We start from the raw sequence: 15,529 nt of genomic DNA, 5'->3' as shown, positions 1-15,529 counted from the left end.
TTTATAGCATCAGCGCAGATTGAATCAATCCTGGCGGCTGGTGACTTCCAGCAGGTGGTAGCCGAACTGAGTCTTCACCGGGCCTTGCACGGTGTTGACCGGGGCACTGAATACCACGGTGTCGAATTCCTTGACCATCTGGCCTGGGCCGAACGAACCGAGGTCACCGCCCTGGCGGCTGGATGGGCAGCTGGAGTTGGCTTTAGCGATTTCTGCGAAATCAGCGCCGCCTTCGATTTGGGCCTTGAGTTCGTTGCACTTGTCTTCAGAGGCAACGAGGATGTGACGGGCGGTGGCTTTGGCCATGGTGAGTAACTCCTAGAGTAAAAAACGGTGAGCGTACCGGATTCAGGCGGTTATTTCTCGGCAAAGTTCCACTGGGTTTCAGCCGGCACTGTTTTCGCCGTGAGGATTCAAGGCAGCACAAGGTAGTCGTTGCGCTGCACGATCGGGCGGTGCGCCGCTTGCACCAGGTGGATATAGCGGCCGTCCACCAGGTCGATGGGCAGGCAGTCGTCGATATCCAGCACCGCGTCGGTGTGGGCCTGGGACCAGTGGCTGAGCATCTGCTGCTTGCCTTTGCCCATGGCCTCCTTTTTGTTACGGGCGATCACCAGCATGTAGTGATGGGACTCGCCAAAGCTATTGGCTTCGTAACCGCCCAGGTTGATGAAGTACAGGCGGAGTGCATCGCCGTGGGGCGCCAGGTGGCTCAGTTCAACCTTCCAGCCGTCGACGCCATCGACGGCCATCCATGAATCGATGTGTACGCCTTTGGGGCTGCCGAACCAGGCGTCGCGTAATTGCGGGTAGGTGGCTTGCAGGGTGTCCGCCACGGCGAACACCACATCGTGTACTTCGATCCTGGCCCGCGGGTGCTTGCCCCCGAGCATGACGACAAACAGCATTACCGATGATTCCTGGGGAGGGCGGCCTGACAGCCTATCTGATCACTCCCGGCAATCAAACTGTGGGAGATTCTATGGTTGAGGGGCAACCCTCAACCAACGTTACCGGGGAGCAGAGCAAGAGCTGCAGGCTTGTTTGCGCAATCAATGCATCTTGCTATGGTCCATCTTGCTGTGGTCCATGCCATCCAGCCCACGCGCCGTTGCCTTCACTTCGACGGCCTGCTTTTCACCCTTGGCATCTTCTACCGTAAGGGTCAGTGGTACCTGGTCGCCTTCCTTGATCTGGCCGGTCAGGCCCATCAACATGACGTGGTAGCCGTTGGGGTCGAGCTTGACGGCTTTGCCGGCAGGCAGGGCCACCGAGCCCACCGGGCCCATGCGCATGACATCGTCCTTCATGCTCATCTCATGAATCTGCACGTCCTTGGCCACTGGCGATGCCACGCTCAACAGTTTGCTGTCGCTGTCGGCGGTGAGGGTCATGAAGGCGCCACTGGACGGTTGGCCCACTACGGAGGCGCGTACCCAGGCGTCAGTGACTTGTACCTGGGCACTGGCGTGGGCAGCGAGGCCCAGCAGGGTTAGACCGAGGGTGAGACGCTTGAGGTGTTGAACGGCAGTCATTAGCAGACCTCCATGACGGTGAGCAGGTCTTCTGCGCACTCTTGAGCGGTAAGGGATGCCTGCAAGCCAAGGCGCAGGTTGCCACGGGTGTCGAACACGAAACTGGTGGCGGTGTGGGAGAGGGTATAGGTGTCGCCGGCGGGGATCTTTTCATAAAAGATCCCGAACTCCTTGGCGGCCACGGCGATTTCTTCCGGGGTGCCGTAGAGCGCTTCGAAGCTTGGGTCGAAGGCCTTGACGTAGTTGTCGAGAATTTCGGGGGTGTCGCGCTCGGGGTCCAGGGTGATGAACACCACCTGCATGATCTTGCCATCGCGGCCCATCAGCTTCTTGGCCTGGGCGGCGCGGGCCAGGGCTGTCGGGCAGACGGCCGGGCACTGGGTGAAGCCGAAGAACACCACCGGCATCAGGCCGCGGTACGAGCTCAGGGTGACGGTTTCGCCGTCGGTGTTCTTGAGCTTGAAGGTGCGGCCCATGATCTTGTCACTGAGGTCCTTGCCGTACTTGAAGTTCAGCTTGGGGCTGTAGTCACAGCCGCCCAGCAGGCTGCCCAGGCCCAATAGGCCCATGCCGGTCAGCACTTTGCGGCGGGTGAATAACGTACTCATCAACTGTGCATCCTGTGAAACGCCTGTAGGGCCGTGGAGCTGCTCCGCCAGGCTTTGAAAAGGAGTAACGAGAAGGGTGCAGAGTCTAGCAACCCTGGCCGGCGCGCGTAATCTGCGACGTTCTGCCACAGGGGCGCGTCGCATTGCGTCCTTTTATGGCTTCGGTGGTAGAGTCGCCGCCATGAAATTGCGCCACTCTGACCGCTCACTGATCGCCTGGGCCCTGTACTTCTGCGTGCTGATGAACCTGTTCGCCTGCGGTTTGGGGCATGGCCAGATGATGGGGCAGCAGCTCAACGGCATCGGCGGGCTGTTCTGTTCGGTGGACGGCGGGCAGTCGCCAATTTCCGACAAAGGGTTGGCGAACCCGTCCTCCAGCAACATCTCGAACTACTTTGCCTGCCCGGTGTGCAACGCGGTTACCGTTGCCCTGGTGTTTCTGATCGGCCTGGCCTGGCTGCTCGGCCTCACCCAAGCCCCGCGTGTCGACCATGAGCGGCGCAATAAGGCGCCGCCGCGCTATTCCTGGCCCTCGGCCAACCCCCGCGCTTCTCCCGCATCCTGACGTGTGCCTTGGGCTTCCTGTAACCAGGAGGCATTCTCTCGTCACGATTGTGAGAACACTCTATGAACCCTCAATTGCCTGCCGGCGCCGGCCGCCTGGTCAGCAAGGCGTCGCGGCGCCTGCGTGCGCAACCGGCGCTGTCTGATTACCCGAGTAATTCGCGCTGCTTCGTGCACCTGGATGCACGCCTGTTGCCTCACTGGCATACCTTGTTCGACATCTGCCCGGCGTTGCTCAAGCTCGACCCACCGGAGGGCTTGAACCTGTTTCGCGCCTTCATGACCTGGGCCTATCGCAACCAGCCGCCGCTGGACTGGACGTACCATCTGAACGTATGCCGCTGGTTGCTGAGTTCGGCGTACTGCACACAGATCGATGAGGAACCGATCGAGGCCTTCATGGCCGCCGCTGCTGCGCGTTGGGTGCTGACGGATGACAGCCCGGCGGCAGGCATTGTCTTGAGCTGGCGCGATTGCACCCTGTTCGACTGGAAGGGCCACCCTTCGATAGCCGCGCCGCGACCGGCATTGCCGTCGCCCGCCTGGGATTTTGCCTGGTCCCCGTTGGGTGCCCAAGGTGCTTTCAGCGGTTGGCTGCCGGTGCCATGAAGCGCCGCGTCCGGTAAGCCTCACGACACCCTCGGAAGCGCCGCACACTGCGCAGCGTGCGGAGCCCGCAGGCTGGCACTGGCTTGATGACTAGGCTCTAGGCTTCTTTGGTTTCCAGGTCATCAGGTTATGTCTTCTTTGCATCACAACACGCCCACGCTGACGGTGGTCGACCCGCGAGGGTTGACCGTGCGCAGCGTGGCGTACCATCGCAATACCGCGCAGCAATCACCCAGCGCGCAGGTCACGCGGCAGGTGTTCGACGCTCGCGGCCTGTTGCAGCAACAGTGGGACCCCAGGCTGTTCGAGTTGCACGCTGCCGATCCCGACGTGCTGCCCAATCTGTCTCATCGTTATAGCTTGAGCGGGCAAGTGCTGAGCACCGACAGCGCGGATGCGGGCCGTCAGACGCGCTTGCTCGGCAGTGGCGGCCAGGTCGTGCAACAGTGGGACAGTCGAGGCACGCGCCAGCGGTTCGAATACGACCCGTTGCTGCGCCCCGTCGCGGTATTCGAGCGCGCGGAGGAGGCGGCGGCTGAACGCTGTGTCGAGCGCATGAGTTACGCGGGCATGACGTCCACGGAGGCGGCTCGCAATCGCTGTGGGCGCATGATTCGTCACGATGACCCGGCAGGCACGTTGCTCGTTGAGCGCTACGACGTGCAAGGCAACATCACCGAGCAAACCCGGCGCCTGTGCACGTCGCACACCGCGCCCGACTGGCCGCTGCCCGTGAGTGAGCGGGATGCACAGTTGCAAGCCCAGACCTTCACCACCACCTGGCAGCACGATGCGCTGGGGCAACGCCTGGAGCAGGTCGACGCGCGCGGCAATCGCCAGCAATCTCAATACGGTGTCGACGGCCAATTGACGAAAAGCGAGATCCTGTTCAAAAGCGGAGCGCGCAAGACCCTGGTGGATCAACGCAGCGTCAACGCCTCGGGCCAGGTGTTGAGCGAACGCTTGGGTAATGGCGTGCTCAGCGTTGCCGAGTATTCGGACACCGATGGACGTTTGACACGCTTGAGCGCCCACCTCAAGGATTCGGCAGGCAAGCGACTGCAAGACCTCTTCTACAGCTACGACCGGGTCGGCAATGTGTTGCGGATCCGCGATGCGGCGCAGCCGACCCGCTGGGCCAGCAACGTGCAGGTGGAGGCAGTAAGCACATTCGAATACGACAGCCTGTCGCGATTGATCAAGGCCACCGGTCGTGAAAACGCGCGCAATACTGGCGCATCCGCACTGCCGGGGCGAATCACGTTCGGCGCCACAGACGACAATCTCTGGGGCAACTACACCCGCCACTATGCCTACGACTCGGCCAGTAACCTGACGCAGATGCGCCATGTGCCCAGCACCGGCAGCGGTTATACCCAACGGATGCAGGTGGGCGAACACAGCAATCACAGCGTGATTGCCCGCGAGGGCGCAAAGGCGCCGGGCCTGGGCAACGGCTTCGACCAACGTGGCAATCTCCAGGCACTGGCGCCTGGTCAGGCGTTGACCTGGAATGGGCGCAACCAGTTGGTTCGCGTTGCGCAGGTGCTGCGTGACAATGGCGAACATGACGATGAGGTGTATCTGTACGACGGCGCCGGCCAGCGAGTCATCAAGCGTCGCGTGGCACATGGCAAGACGCAGACTCACACCCATGAAGTGCTTTATCTGCCAGGGCTGGAGCTGCATCGCCACGGGCCGGATGGCGAGTGGTTGAACGTGGTGCTTGCTCCGGGCGGGCGCCATTCGGTCAGAGGGCTGCAGTGGGAGCAGCAGCGCCCCGACGAGATGCAGGACGAGCAACTGCGGTTCAGCCTCGACGATCATTTGGGCAGCGGCACTCTGGAGCTGGACGAGGCAGCCGGCCTGTTGAGCCAGGAAAGTTATTACCCCTTCGGCGCAACTGCCTGGTGGGCGGCAAAAAATGCCTTGGAGGCGAACTATAAAACCCGACGTTATTCGGGCAAGGAGCGCGACGCCAGCGGGCTGTATTACTACGGCTTCAGGTACTACGCGCCGTGGTTGTTGCGGTGGATCAGCGCTGACCCGGCGGGGGATGTGGATGGGTTGAACCTGTATGCGATGGTGGGGAACAACCCCATGGGTTATGTAGACGAAGACGGTTTGCAGCGCCGCTCGATGCTGGAGGTGGTGACGGTTCTGCTCCTGGTGTTGTTGATCGGGCACGGAGTAGGGGTAGAGATAGGCTATAGGGCTGAACTGGCTTATTTCGGGCTGATTTCAGGTGTGGTGGGCGTGGCGCTTTACGCGCTTCAGCGATTAGGCACCACTGACGTTCAGCGCAGAGCGTTCTATGAGCAGTCCGTAACGGTCGGTGCGCAAGAGCTGGGCCGCAGACAGGGCGCTACCGAACATGAAGTCAGCGAGTTGGCGGAATTTTTCCTGGAACACCGTCTGGCTACCGCTGACACTAAGAGTCTGTCCTACGGGCTGACCCCGGCAGCGCGGGGCGGTCTTTATGGGTACGTTGGGCCCACCGAGCATCGGGACCGGGCTGAAACAGCCTCACGAACGGAGCGTAACCCTAGCTTTACGCTTGCCAGGTTGGGGTTTGTAGGCATAGAACTGCGCGCCCCGGCACGCAAAGTGGGCGCCAGCCCGCTGCCAGCGGCTGGGCTGACCCACACCGAAGTACAACCGCAAACCAGGGTCACGAGCGTGGGCCGCAGAGGCTCCGCTTCTGAGGTGCCCGCCGCGCAGCCGGTAAGCCCGGGACCTTCCTCCGGGCTGGTGCCTGAGCCCCTCCAGATTGACGTCACACCTATTCAGAATGAATTACATGGCCCCGGAGGTGAAATTCTCAGAAGGGTGATTGATCGGCTGGAAGACCGCACACTGGATTTTCATACCGGCCATGCCATGGCGGGTGGGCAGAATGTCCGCAGTTTTGACTTGCCGCGTTATCGCGGGCAGCGCGGTCGTGGCGCCTATCGGGTGATGATCCAGCACATCAGTGGGCTTAACTATCGGGCGGTCAGGGTGATGGACCCTCACCGCCGTTAATACGCGCAACGTCAGGCCAAGGAGCGCGGGCCTTGTAACGGCCCGGCTCTGTTGTCAGGCCGGCGCGTGCGTGTCGTTTTCGTCTTCAGCGATGCTGTACCAGGCGTGGTAGGTCTGGCGCCGCGTGTCGCCATTGGCATTGAGCACGCGTACCGGGCGCCCCAACGCGTCATGAAAGTGCTGCTCGCTGGGACGCAAGGTGTTGAAGGCCGCATCGTCGATATAGCCGGCACGGTCGGCAAAATAAGGTCGCCAGGTGCGCGCCAGGCAACCCTGATTGTCATACTCCACACGGCCGCTGATCCGCCAACGGCGAGTGGCATCGGTTGGCTCGGCACCCGCGCTCAACATACCGGCGTCATCGACTGCAAAGGCCGGGCCCGGTTGCGCCTTTTCCTGGGTTTGCCGCACGCGGCCAAAGCCGTCGCTGAAGGCGAGGGCTACCTGGATCTGCGCCGTTTGCGACGTGCCTTGCCAACGGTCGGCGTGCAGTACCACGACGTGCACCGGCACTTGCCTGGCCGCCTGAATCATGCGCTTGAGGGTTTGATGATGGGGGAGCGCAGCGCTCAGGCTGTTCAGGCGTGCCAACGCCGAGGCACGAATATGCCCGCTGGGCAGCAGGTAACCGTTGCTTACCCATTGCGCCTGGATGCTGGCGGGTGGAATGCGCCCCATCCAACTGAACACGTCGTAGAAGCACGCGCTTTGAGCGTTGAGCAACGCCGCCTTCGGATCAGCCAGGGCCTGCGCCGGGCCCGTATCGGGCGTGCGGATGAAGGGCGTAGGGGCGTCATGGCCCACGGGCTTTCCTTGCTCCTCACCCTTGAGGCCGGTCGCCAGCAGCTGCCCGTGGGCGTCGTAGTGCGCGTAGCGTTGTGTACGCTGTGCGTCAGTCACCGTCACCGGCAGGCCAAGGCGGTAGTCGTACTGCGCCTGGGTCGTGCAGCCGTCCGCCAATTGCACTTTGATGATGTACAGCCCATAGCGGTCGTACTCGGACTGCGTGAACCCATGGCTCAGGCTCGCCTGATGCCGACGAGGCCGATAGAACATTTCGGCCTGGCCGTAGCGGGTGTAACCCTGGCCGAGGGACCACAGGGTGATGGCCTCGTCCTGCCCGGGGTCCGGTGACAGGAACGCGGCCATGGCCCGATAGTGCTGTGCACTGAGCGTAGCAGTGACAGTGCGGCCCTCATATACCTCCAGCGCTTGCTGATCGAGTTCGGCCGTCTCGATATAGGCAGGCAGCGCCTGAAAACTCGCGGTGCCGGCCGGCAAGGGTTCGGTGTGCTCCGCCACGCAGTAGTGCTGCACCGACAGCCCCCCCAGCCTGCGTTCGGCCGCTGTTCCCAATGGATCGGACGGGCCCTGCGCGATGAAGTGTTCATAGCTTATTTTTTCAATCGCTAACGCCTCTTTGCTCAGCACCAGCACGTTGCTTCGTTGCTGGTAGGGCAAGTGCAAGCGCCAGCGCTGCGCGGCGTCCAGGTGAATGAAGCGGGCGCGGGTTTCGTTGAGGTAATACGTCTGCTGCGCTGAGTCGTGTGCGTCACGCCACCACTGCTGCTGGTGGGCTGGCCCGGGCGGTGGGGAGTCGCTGGCTGTCCTGCGACGGGCATAGTCGACCACCACGCTGTGCAGATTGCCGGCGTAGCGGTCCCAGCGCAGATTGAGGATGTGCCGGCAGCACGGGTCGTCCGGTTGGCGCTCGTAGCGACAGGTCAGCGACTCCAGCAACAGTGGCAGCAGCACCGCCGGTTCGCCGGCCTTGGCCGACGGGCTTAATTGCCGTATGAGATAGCGCTGTTGCTGCACCGAATACGGCACTGCCTGTGGTGGCGAATCGGCGGCGGCATAAACCTCTTCCCGCAGCAGGCTCCCCGCCAATGCACGCTGCATCGCGCGGCGGGTGGTTGCGACGGGCGTGGCGATCAGCGTGTCTCCTGTGCGCCCGGCCTCCAACTGGCCCAGCAGGGTTGGCCCCAGCGCGGGCGCCTGTGGGTCGCCCGGGTAAAAAGCCTCCTGCGAGGGCTCAAAGGTGTGGAACCAGCGTTTTGTCAACACCCCAGGCTGCGCATCGGCCGTAGGGGGTTGCTCGGTGTGCAACACCAGGCCAAAGCCGAGGAACTGGCGCTCCTCACGGTCATAGCAGGCTTGCCGGTAACGAAAATACTGGGTGGAGCGGTTGCCGCTGACCAGGTCCTTTTGCTGTTGCCGCTTGACCACCTGCACTGGGAACGCAAGGCTACTGCCTTGGGGCACTCCCAGGGTTTGCCAGTGCTGTTTTTCGTCGAGCCATTCCTGGGCGCTGCTGCGGTAGCTCAGCTGGGTGGTGGCCCCCCGGTTGTTGAGCGTGGCGGTTAACAAATACGGTTTGAGACTGACGAAGTCATACCGCCAGTGCTGGGGGGTCATGTGCGGCACGCTCAGGATCAGGCTGGAACAGCCCAGGCCTTGAAGGTCGGCAAAGCTGACCTGGCACGTCGCGTCATGGCGCACGCCCTCGGGCCAAGGCAATGTCAGTGGCTCCGATGCCAGCCCGCTGCCGGCGCGGTTCATATAGATCTGTGCGTGTTCAGGCGCCAGGTAAATCAGGTCCACCGCGCCTGAACCATCCAGGTCGGCGAGGCGAATATGGGCGGCATCGAAGCTGGCGTGGTCGAACGCCAGTGTGGCGAAGACAAACCCTTTGCCGAAGCGTCCACGGCCGAGGTTGGGCCAGCATTTGATTTCGTTATGGCGGATACGCACCAGGTGTTGTTGGCCGCTGCCCAGGGGGTCGCAAAAGGCGATCAATTCAGCCGGAGAATGGCTGAGGGTGGGTAGCCCCTCATCGTCGGGCGCATGGCGCACCTCCTGGCCAGGATCAAACCCGCCGTCCTGGCGCTGAGCATACAGGCGCACGCTACGGCTGCCGATCAAGGCCAGGTCCAGCCTCCCACTGCCCATCAGGTCGGCCAGTTGCCCGTGGGGATGGAAAAACTCCTGGGGCATCGCCGCAAAAGGCACGAAACCCGACCATTGCCGCTGCGAGTCGAGGCTGAAAAAACCACTCAGCCCCGGTTGCGCCACCACCCATTCCAGATGCCCATCGCCGTCAAGATCCGCCAGTGCCTGGCGCGTGGCTTGGACGGTATCGGCGAGGGGGATGCGTGGCAGGGCCTGCCATGGGCCATAGATCAGCGCATTGCTGCTGGCCGGGCCGGGGGCCCTGAGCGGCTCGCGGTAATACCAGCTTTTATCGGTGCGGTGCAGGATGCCCGGCAAACCGTCGCGGTACAGGTCCACCAGTTGATAATGCTGCCCGTCGTTGATGCCCGCCATGGCGTCGAACGCTTGGTAGCGCGCGGCGTCCAGCGTCGGCACGAAGGCGCTGTAGGCCAGTTCCAGAGGCGGCCAGGCACTGGCGTTCCCCTGGGCGTCAAAGGCCTGGTTGTGCACGGCGTTCAGGCAACTGCCGATGGCGTGGCGATGGGTGTACTCCAGCAACAGACGCCGCGTCAGCACCGGCTCGGCGCCCAGGCTCGGCTCGTCGGGGAAGTAATGAAACATCAGCACTTGCTGGCACCGCCGCAGGGTGCCGAGTTCAAAGCCATAGGCATAACTGCTGATCGGGTCGTTGCGGACCGGCCAGGCGTGTTGTTCGGCATAGGTCGGCACTTGGCTCAGGCCGGTGTGGCGTTCACCATAATCCAGCAGCAGTTCGAAGTGCCATTGCTTGTCAGCGAGGGCGTCCGCGCGCCACAGCGCCAGGTGCTCAAGGGGCTTGAGGTTGCCGTAGCACACCCGCGCCAGATAACGCTGGGCGCGATAGTCCCTGGCGGCGCTTGGCGGCTGGTTGTCGTGTTTGTAGTGGTAATAGATCTGCTCACCCAGGGGGTTGAGGCTTTCCTGCAACAGCCATTGGGCAACACGTAGATCGTCGTTCGGGTCTGCACAGCGCGCGATCAGAGTCTTGCCGAACAGGTGCACGCAGCCGTCGGCCCCCTGAACCAACCAGAACCCGGCCTTGTCGCTGTCGCAAGACCAATGCTCGATACGGTCGAAGCGCGCTTCTATCACCGGAAAATAGCGCACCACTCGGTGGGGTTCGTCCAGGACCAGGCCGTTATAGTGGTCCCAGGTCGTGGCCTGAATTTCGCCGTCGGCATCACGCTCAGGGATCATGTCGATGCCTTGGGGGCTGATGAAACGGTCGTCATCACCGTAGGCCGGTACGCCTTTGCGGGTATCACGACTGATGGCGCCTGCCGACATCGCCCAGCCGAGGCCGAAGGGCCCGTTGCCTAGGGCGCTGCGATAACCCAGGCTCAGGGCCGGCGTGAAGCCACGGCCCGGCGAAATGGGCAAGGGCACCTCCAGGCACGCCTCACCCCGTGTGCCCACGGCGCCCCATTGCGCGCCGGGGCCCTGGATGGCGCCACCGCCCTTGGGCAGCGCCGGAATCTTCGGTTCCAAGAGTTCGGGCGGCTGCACGCTCATCGTTGACCTCCGGTGTTTTTAGCGGTGTAGCGCAGGTGCACGATGATATCGGTGAGGGATTCGAGCAGAGCGTTTTGCCGGGCATGGTTGGGAAAGGTCAGTTGCCAGGTGGAGATCGCTCCTGTGTATTCGAACGGCAGGTAACGCTCGTCGCTGTCGAAGTTCAAGGTGAACAATCCGCTGTCGTTGAGCCCGCTGGACAGGGCGATTTGCTGTTTGGCGCGCAGGTCTTTTTTTACCGCGGCTTCGGTGTGTCTGGTCGCTGGGGTGACGTGCGTGGTATTGGCGGTTTGGGTCAGGATGGCCTTGATGTCTTCATAGGGGCCCAGCGTGGCGGGCAGGGACACACTGACGTGCTTGATACGCCGCAGGTAATGGCCTGGGTAGTCGTCGTCAAACAGCTTGAGGGTCAGTTCAAAGGTCAAGGTGCCGGTTTTTACCAGGTCGGCTTTAAGCGCGGCCCAGGGCATGTCGCGCGTGGCCATCGGGTCTTGGCTGTGCAGATGGCGCAGCGACACGGTTTTAGTGATCTCCAGCAAACGTTCGTTGTGGGTGACGTAGGCGTTACTCATGCTCAGTAGATTTTGCTTGAGCGCTTCGCCGGCGCTGAAGCCGCGATATTGATGGGTCCAATGCTGGGTTTGAATGAAGTGCTTGTCCCACTGAGCCCGTTCTTCCTGCCAGCAGGCCTCGGCCGCCAGGCACAGCGACAGGGTCGAGTCATAGGCTTGGTAGTAGAAAGTGGAAAGTTGGCCATTGAGCCATTGATACAGTTGGGCGTTGGTAAAGCGTTTGCCGAGCTGGTCGTACAGGCTTCGTGCCTGGGTCAGGCTGGTCTGGGCCAGGCCCAGTTGCAAGCGGGTATGGGCTTGCTGTTCGGTATAAGCCTGCAGTTGCGCGTCGACCTGGGCCAGCTCAAGGCGTGCCTGTTCAAGCGAATGGGCCCACTCGGCGGCGCGTCGGGCAAACAGGTCGGTGCGGTCCAGGTGGGCAGCGTTGGCGCGCTTTTCATTGGCAATGCCTTGGGACGCCGCGTGCAGGGCGTGAAAAGCGCCCTCGTAGCGCACGCCGCCGTTGGAGGTGCCAAAAATATTCGGTATCAGCATCGCCAGCCCCGCGCCGGCTTGTGCCACGGCGGCGGCGGTGTCCCAGCGCGCACTGTCCTGGTACTCCTGGGTGGCCTGGGCCTCGGCCGGGCTGATGCCTCGCTTGAGCTGCTGTTCGAAGAACGCCACCCGCGCTTCGACCATGCGGCGTCCTGCCAACAGCGCCTCCTGGTTCCTCGCATCGAACTGTACGGCCTGGGCCTGTTGCTCGACGGCCAGCCTCGCCAAGTCCCAGGCTTGCTGCTGCTGGGTTTCCAGGTACTGGGCCTGCTCTTTGCGTTCGAACAACGACAATAAGGTCGTCCCCAACTGGATCAGGTTGTCGACCGCTTGCAAGGCGTGTCCCAGCAGCACCTGGAAGCGATAGTGCGCGGCCTGGGCGGTGCGTAGGGACGGGCGCAGGCTGGCGCCGACCGCCCCTTGCTGGTACGCGGCAAGCAGCGTTTGAGGCGTCAGGGTCGCGGCGTACAGCGGCAGACTCAAGGGTTTGCCGGTCAGATCCAGGTGATGGCGCAGGTTGTGCAGGCGAGATTCGATCTTGTCCCAGCGCAGCAGCAAATCAGGGCTCAGGGACCGACACAGCCGCGAGGTGCCCGCAGGTACTGTCGTGCTGTCGAGCGTGGAAGGGTTTTGCAGTTTGTCCAGGGTCGTGGCTGCCCAGGGATCGACCGGGTTGAGCGGCGGCCTTGGCCCGAGCAAGCCCTTGACGCGGATGTACCACAACTTGGCGTCGGCCAGGCCGTCACGGGTCATTTGCCGGTAGGCCGCATCCCCGCGATTGAGCAGGATGTCGACGTACAGCAGGTACAGCGCCTGACGAAAATGTACCGCGCTGCTTGTCGCCAATGGGTGGGACACGGACGAGACGTCGTGGCGTTGTGGCGCACTGGTAAGCAGCGCAGGCAGGCGCCAGAACCCGGATGGGTGTACGGGATCGAACACGTAGCGTATCCACGTTTCGGCCTCGGCGTATTGTTGCTCCTGGTTCAGGCGTTGTGCCAACAGCCAGGGCAGGTAAAGAAACAACTCCCAGTAATAGGTGCCATGGGGGCCGTGAAAGTCCAGTGGACTGGGCTTTTTCTCGCCTAGCAAGGGCGGCTCGCGCCAGGCATCCGGCGCCAACGCAAACAGCTCATGCAAACCTGCGCCCGCGGTTTTTGCCAGCAGCCCGGCCACGCAGGTGTTGGTGCGTATGGGCGCTCGTTTGTTTTCAGGCTTATCGAGAGACTCGATAGTGGACCCGCTGAAGTCGATGAACTCTGCCGTGCCATAGGGCGGGGTAGCGAGTCGCCGGATAAACGGAGCCAGTGGAATGATGGGGGTGCTGTTATCGGGCGGCAGGGTGAAAGTCGCGGTTTTCAGCGCGTAGCCCAGGATGATGGGGTCGGGGTAATGCACATCGCTTTCCAGTAGCAACACGCCGTGAATCAGCGTCAATGTGGAAGCCGTCGTGTCAGTGGAGTCCTCGTCGTAGGGGTGCAAGGTCGAGGGGGAGAGTTCGATCTGCGCCTCAAGCGTGTGCGTTTCGGAGAGTTCAGTGAACGTGTCGCGCAGGGTGCGCCGAGAGGCGTCTGCCAGGCCGACGAGTACCGTGTTATTGCGATGAGGGCTTTCCGGTAAAGCGCTGTCTCCCTGTCTGGGATACATCAACACGGGTTTGTACAGGCGTTGTTTCTGCTGGACCTGGACCTTGTCCAGTACCAAGTCGTAGGCATGGCTGCTGGACTCCGCTTGATTGTTGTAGAACGAGAGAATGACGGTATAGGTGGCGTCCGGCGTATTGAAAAAATAATCGAAGGCTTCTTGGCTAATGCGTTGGTCGCGCAGATTGAATGTCGCGCTTTTCGGGGTTTCTTGATCTTTTTCAATCTGCGGCAGGGTAAAGGTCGTCGGCTGATTCGCTGCATTTTTTATGAATTGGGCATAGCTGACGCCGGTCTCGTTGCACTTGAGGGTCAAGTCGATGCGCACGTTGGAGAAGGTTGCCAGCCTGGCGCTCTCCAGGAAAATCTCGGCGGTGGGGCCTAACGCCAGCATCTCGTTCTGGGCAGGACCGCTGCTGCTGAGGGTGATGGTCAAATTGGCCATTGCGTCTGCCTTGCTGAACCTGACAGTGCGGTGCGGTTCGAAGCGTTTCGCCAGGCGGGTGGTGACCTCCAGTACTGACGTCGTTCGGTTGAACCGGATATCGCTCTCAGCCGAAAGACTGCGGATATGCTGTTGATTGTCTTCGTAATTCCAGCCATGGGTGGTGCCATGGGGCGCGTCGTTGGTCAGGGAGTGAACTTTGACCTGGACCGTTTCGGGCGCCCTGAATTGAAATCTCGACCTGTTGTGGTGCCCGAACAGGGCCTGGTACCGCCCGGCCAGTTCAGACTCTTTATGCCAGGAGAACATCCGCCGGGTGCTGCCCAGGGTTTCCAGCCAATGGACGTTGAAATGTTGATCCAGCCGTACCGCTTGAAAGAAATGCCGATGCACGCCGTTGTGCGAGGAAGCCGTTTGATGGTTCGGCTGTGCGCTCAGGCCCAGGAACAGCGACGGCGGTTGGCTTTTTGAATCGAGTACGGCGATGGACGCAGTGGCACTCATCAGGTCTTCCGAGCTCAAGTCGTCAAGGCCCCGTGCCAGGCTGTATTCCTGGATGCAGGCCTGCGGTACGCTCCAACTGTCATCCAGTTTTTTATAGGAAAAGTACAAGCGCAACTGTAGATAGGTGGTCTTTATCCGGGTTTCCAGCCGTTGTTGGTATTCCCTCTCCGATTCGACATCACCGCGCCCGATCGGGGTGATGTCCCTCGACGACGATGTCGGGTTGATGCATTGGGCCCACACCACGAAGAGGCGCCCGTTGAACACCACCGGGCGAATCGTCTGTTCGGGGACGTTATCGTCAATCGACAGCGGGATCTTTTGCCAGGAGGACCAGGCTGGCGGAGTGGCCGCGTTGCCCGAGGCCATTTTCAGCGTGCGCCAGTAATAGGTGTTTTCCGGACTGGACTTGCCGGTGAAGTAATAAGTGCTGCTGGCAAAGCTGTCTTTATCACCGTCGATATAACCATTGAGGGTCTTGATGTTGGCAAGTGCTTCGAAGCGGCTGAGGTAACTGTGGACGGCTGTCTGCAGCGGCGCAGGCTCGATGCGAAATTGGTTGAGCTGGTTCTCCAGTTGCCTGAAGTTGTCGCTTTTGTCATGGCGCAATGCAGGGCTCAGGTAGGTGGCCGGGTAGTGCTGGAGTTGCTGGTGGGCACGCCACAGTGAATAGGACAGCAACTGGTCTCGCCACTCGCTCTGCTCGTCAGCGCTCATGCCCTGTTCGTCGTAGCCGGGCTCCAGGCCCAGGTAAATGCCTGTGATGTACTGCTGCAGGCTGGCAATGGCGCTGGCGACACGGGTGGTAGGCACCGTATGGCTGACCTGGGGGTCGAGCAGCCAATAGGTATAGACATCGTCTACGGTCTTGACGGTATCGGCCACTGCCGTGTCTTCAGGCAGCACGCTGTTGAGGTAGAACCCCAGCATCGCGTCGCGCAGGTGTTCGTTGAGGTGTTGGGTGAGGGTGTCAGACATGGTCATTCCTTGAGCCAGGCGAAATACA

Annotated in this window: 9 protein-coding genes; 3 read left to right on the top strand and 6 right to left on the bottom strand. The window is 61.8% G+C overall.

Going from position 1 to position 15,529, the window contains the following annotated elements:
- Positions 1-24: 24 nt before the first annotated feature.
- The 4 genes from FXO12_RS06335 to FXO12_RS06320 form a co-directional block, all read right to left on the bottom strand.
- Entirely contained in the window at positions 25-306 is a 282-nt protein-coding gene (locus FXO12_RS06335) for a peptidylprolyl isomerase (protein ID WP_034125729.1), read from the bottom strand.
- A gap of 107 nt (positions 307-413) precedes the next feature.
- Positions 414-908, bottom strand: coding sequence for a DUF1543 domain-containing protein (locus FXO12_RS06330; protein ID WP_057977455.1), 495 nt, complete (start codon positions 906-908; stop codon positions 414-416).
- Positions 909-1,052: 144 nt separating this feature from the next.
- Positions 1,053-1,535, bottom strand: coding sequence for a copper chaperone PCu(A)C (locus tag FXO12_RS06325; protein WP_054896538.1), 483 nt, complete (start codon positions 1,533-1,535; stop codon positions 1,053-1,055).
- The gene (locus FXO12_RS06320) at positions 1,535-2,143 is read right to left on the bottom strand and encodes an SCO family protein (RefSeq protein WP_034125726.1); all 609 of its coding nucleotides are present in this window, start codon (positions 2,141-2,143) and stop codon (positions 1,535-1,537) included. Before FXO12_RS06320 ends, FXO12_RS06325 begins: the two co-directional genes overlap by 1 nt.
- A 181-nt stretch (positions 2,144-2,324) precedes the next feature.
- Here FXO12_RS06320 and FXO12_RS06315 point away from each other — a divergent pair, with 181 nt between their 5' ends.
- The 3 genes from FXO12_RS06315 to FXO12_RS06305 all read left to right on the top strand — a co-directional run bounded on the left by FXO12_RS06315 (position 2,325) and on the right by FXO12_RS06305 (position 6,340).
- The gene (locus FXO12_RS06315; protein ID WP_057977457.1) at positions 2,325-2,708 is read left to right on the top strand and encodes a DUF2946 domain-containing protein; all 384 of its coding nucleotides are present in this window, start codon (positions 2,325-2,327) and stop codon (positions 2,706-2,708) included.
- 62 nt (positions 2,709-2,770) lie between these two features.
- Positions 2,771-3,316, top strand: coding sequence for a putative natural product biosynthesis protein (locus FXO12_RS06310; protein WP_057977459.1), 546 nt, complete (start codon positions 2,771-2,773; stop codon positions 3,314-3,316).
- 129 nt (positions 3,317-3,445) lie between these two features.
- Positions 3,446-6,340 (top strand): RHS repeat-associated core domain-containing protein, encoded by a 2,895-nt coding sequence (locus FXO12_RS06305; protein WP_057977461.1) that lies wholly within the window; start codon positions 3,446-3,448, stop codon positions 6,338-6,340.
- A gap of 54 nt (positions 6,341-6,394) precedes the next feature.
- Here the strand turns inward: FXO12_RS06305 and FXO12_RS06300 are convergent, their stop codons facing one another.
- Positions 6,395-10,825 (bottom strand): SpvB/TcaC N-terminal domain-containing protein, encoded by a 4,431-nt coding sequence (locus FXO12_RS06300; RefSeq protein ID WP_057977463.1) that lies wholly within the window; start codon positions 10,823-10,825, stop codon positions 6,395-6,397.
- Positions 10,822-15,501, bottom strand: coding sequence for a neuraminidase-like domain-containing protein (locus tag FXO12_RS06295; protein WP_057977465.1), 4,680 nt, complete (start codon positions 15,499-15,501; stop codon positions 10,822-10,824). Before FXO12_RS06295 ends, FXO12_RS06300 begins: the two co-directional genes overlap by 4 nt.
- Positions 15,502-15,529 lie beyond the last annotated feature (28 nt).

The sequence above is a fragment of the Pseudomonas sp. J380 genome, from assembly GCF_009827115.1.
GTDB classification, from domain to species: domain Bacteria; phylum Pseudomonadota; class Gammaproteobacteria; order Pseudomonadales; family Pseudomonadaceae; genus Aquipseudomonas; species Aquipseudomonas paracarnis.
Note: the sequence above shows the minus strand (reverse complement) of the source record. Positions and strands in the feature narration are given on the sequence as shown.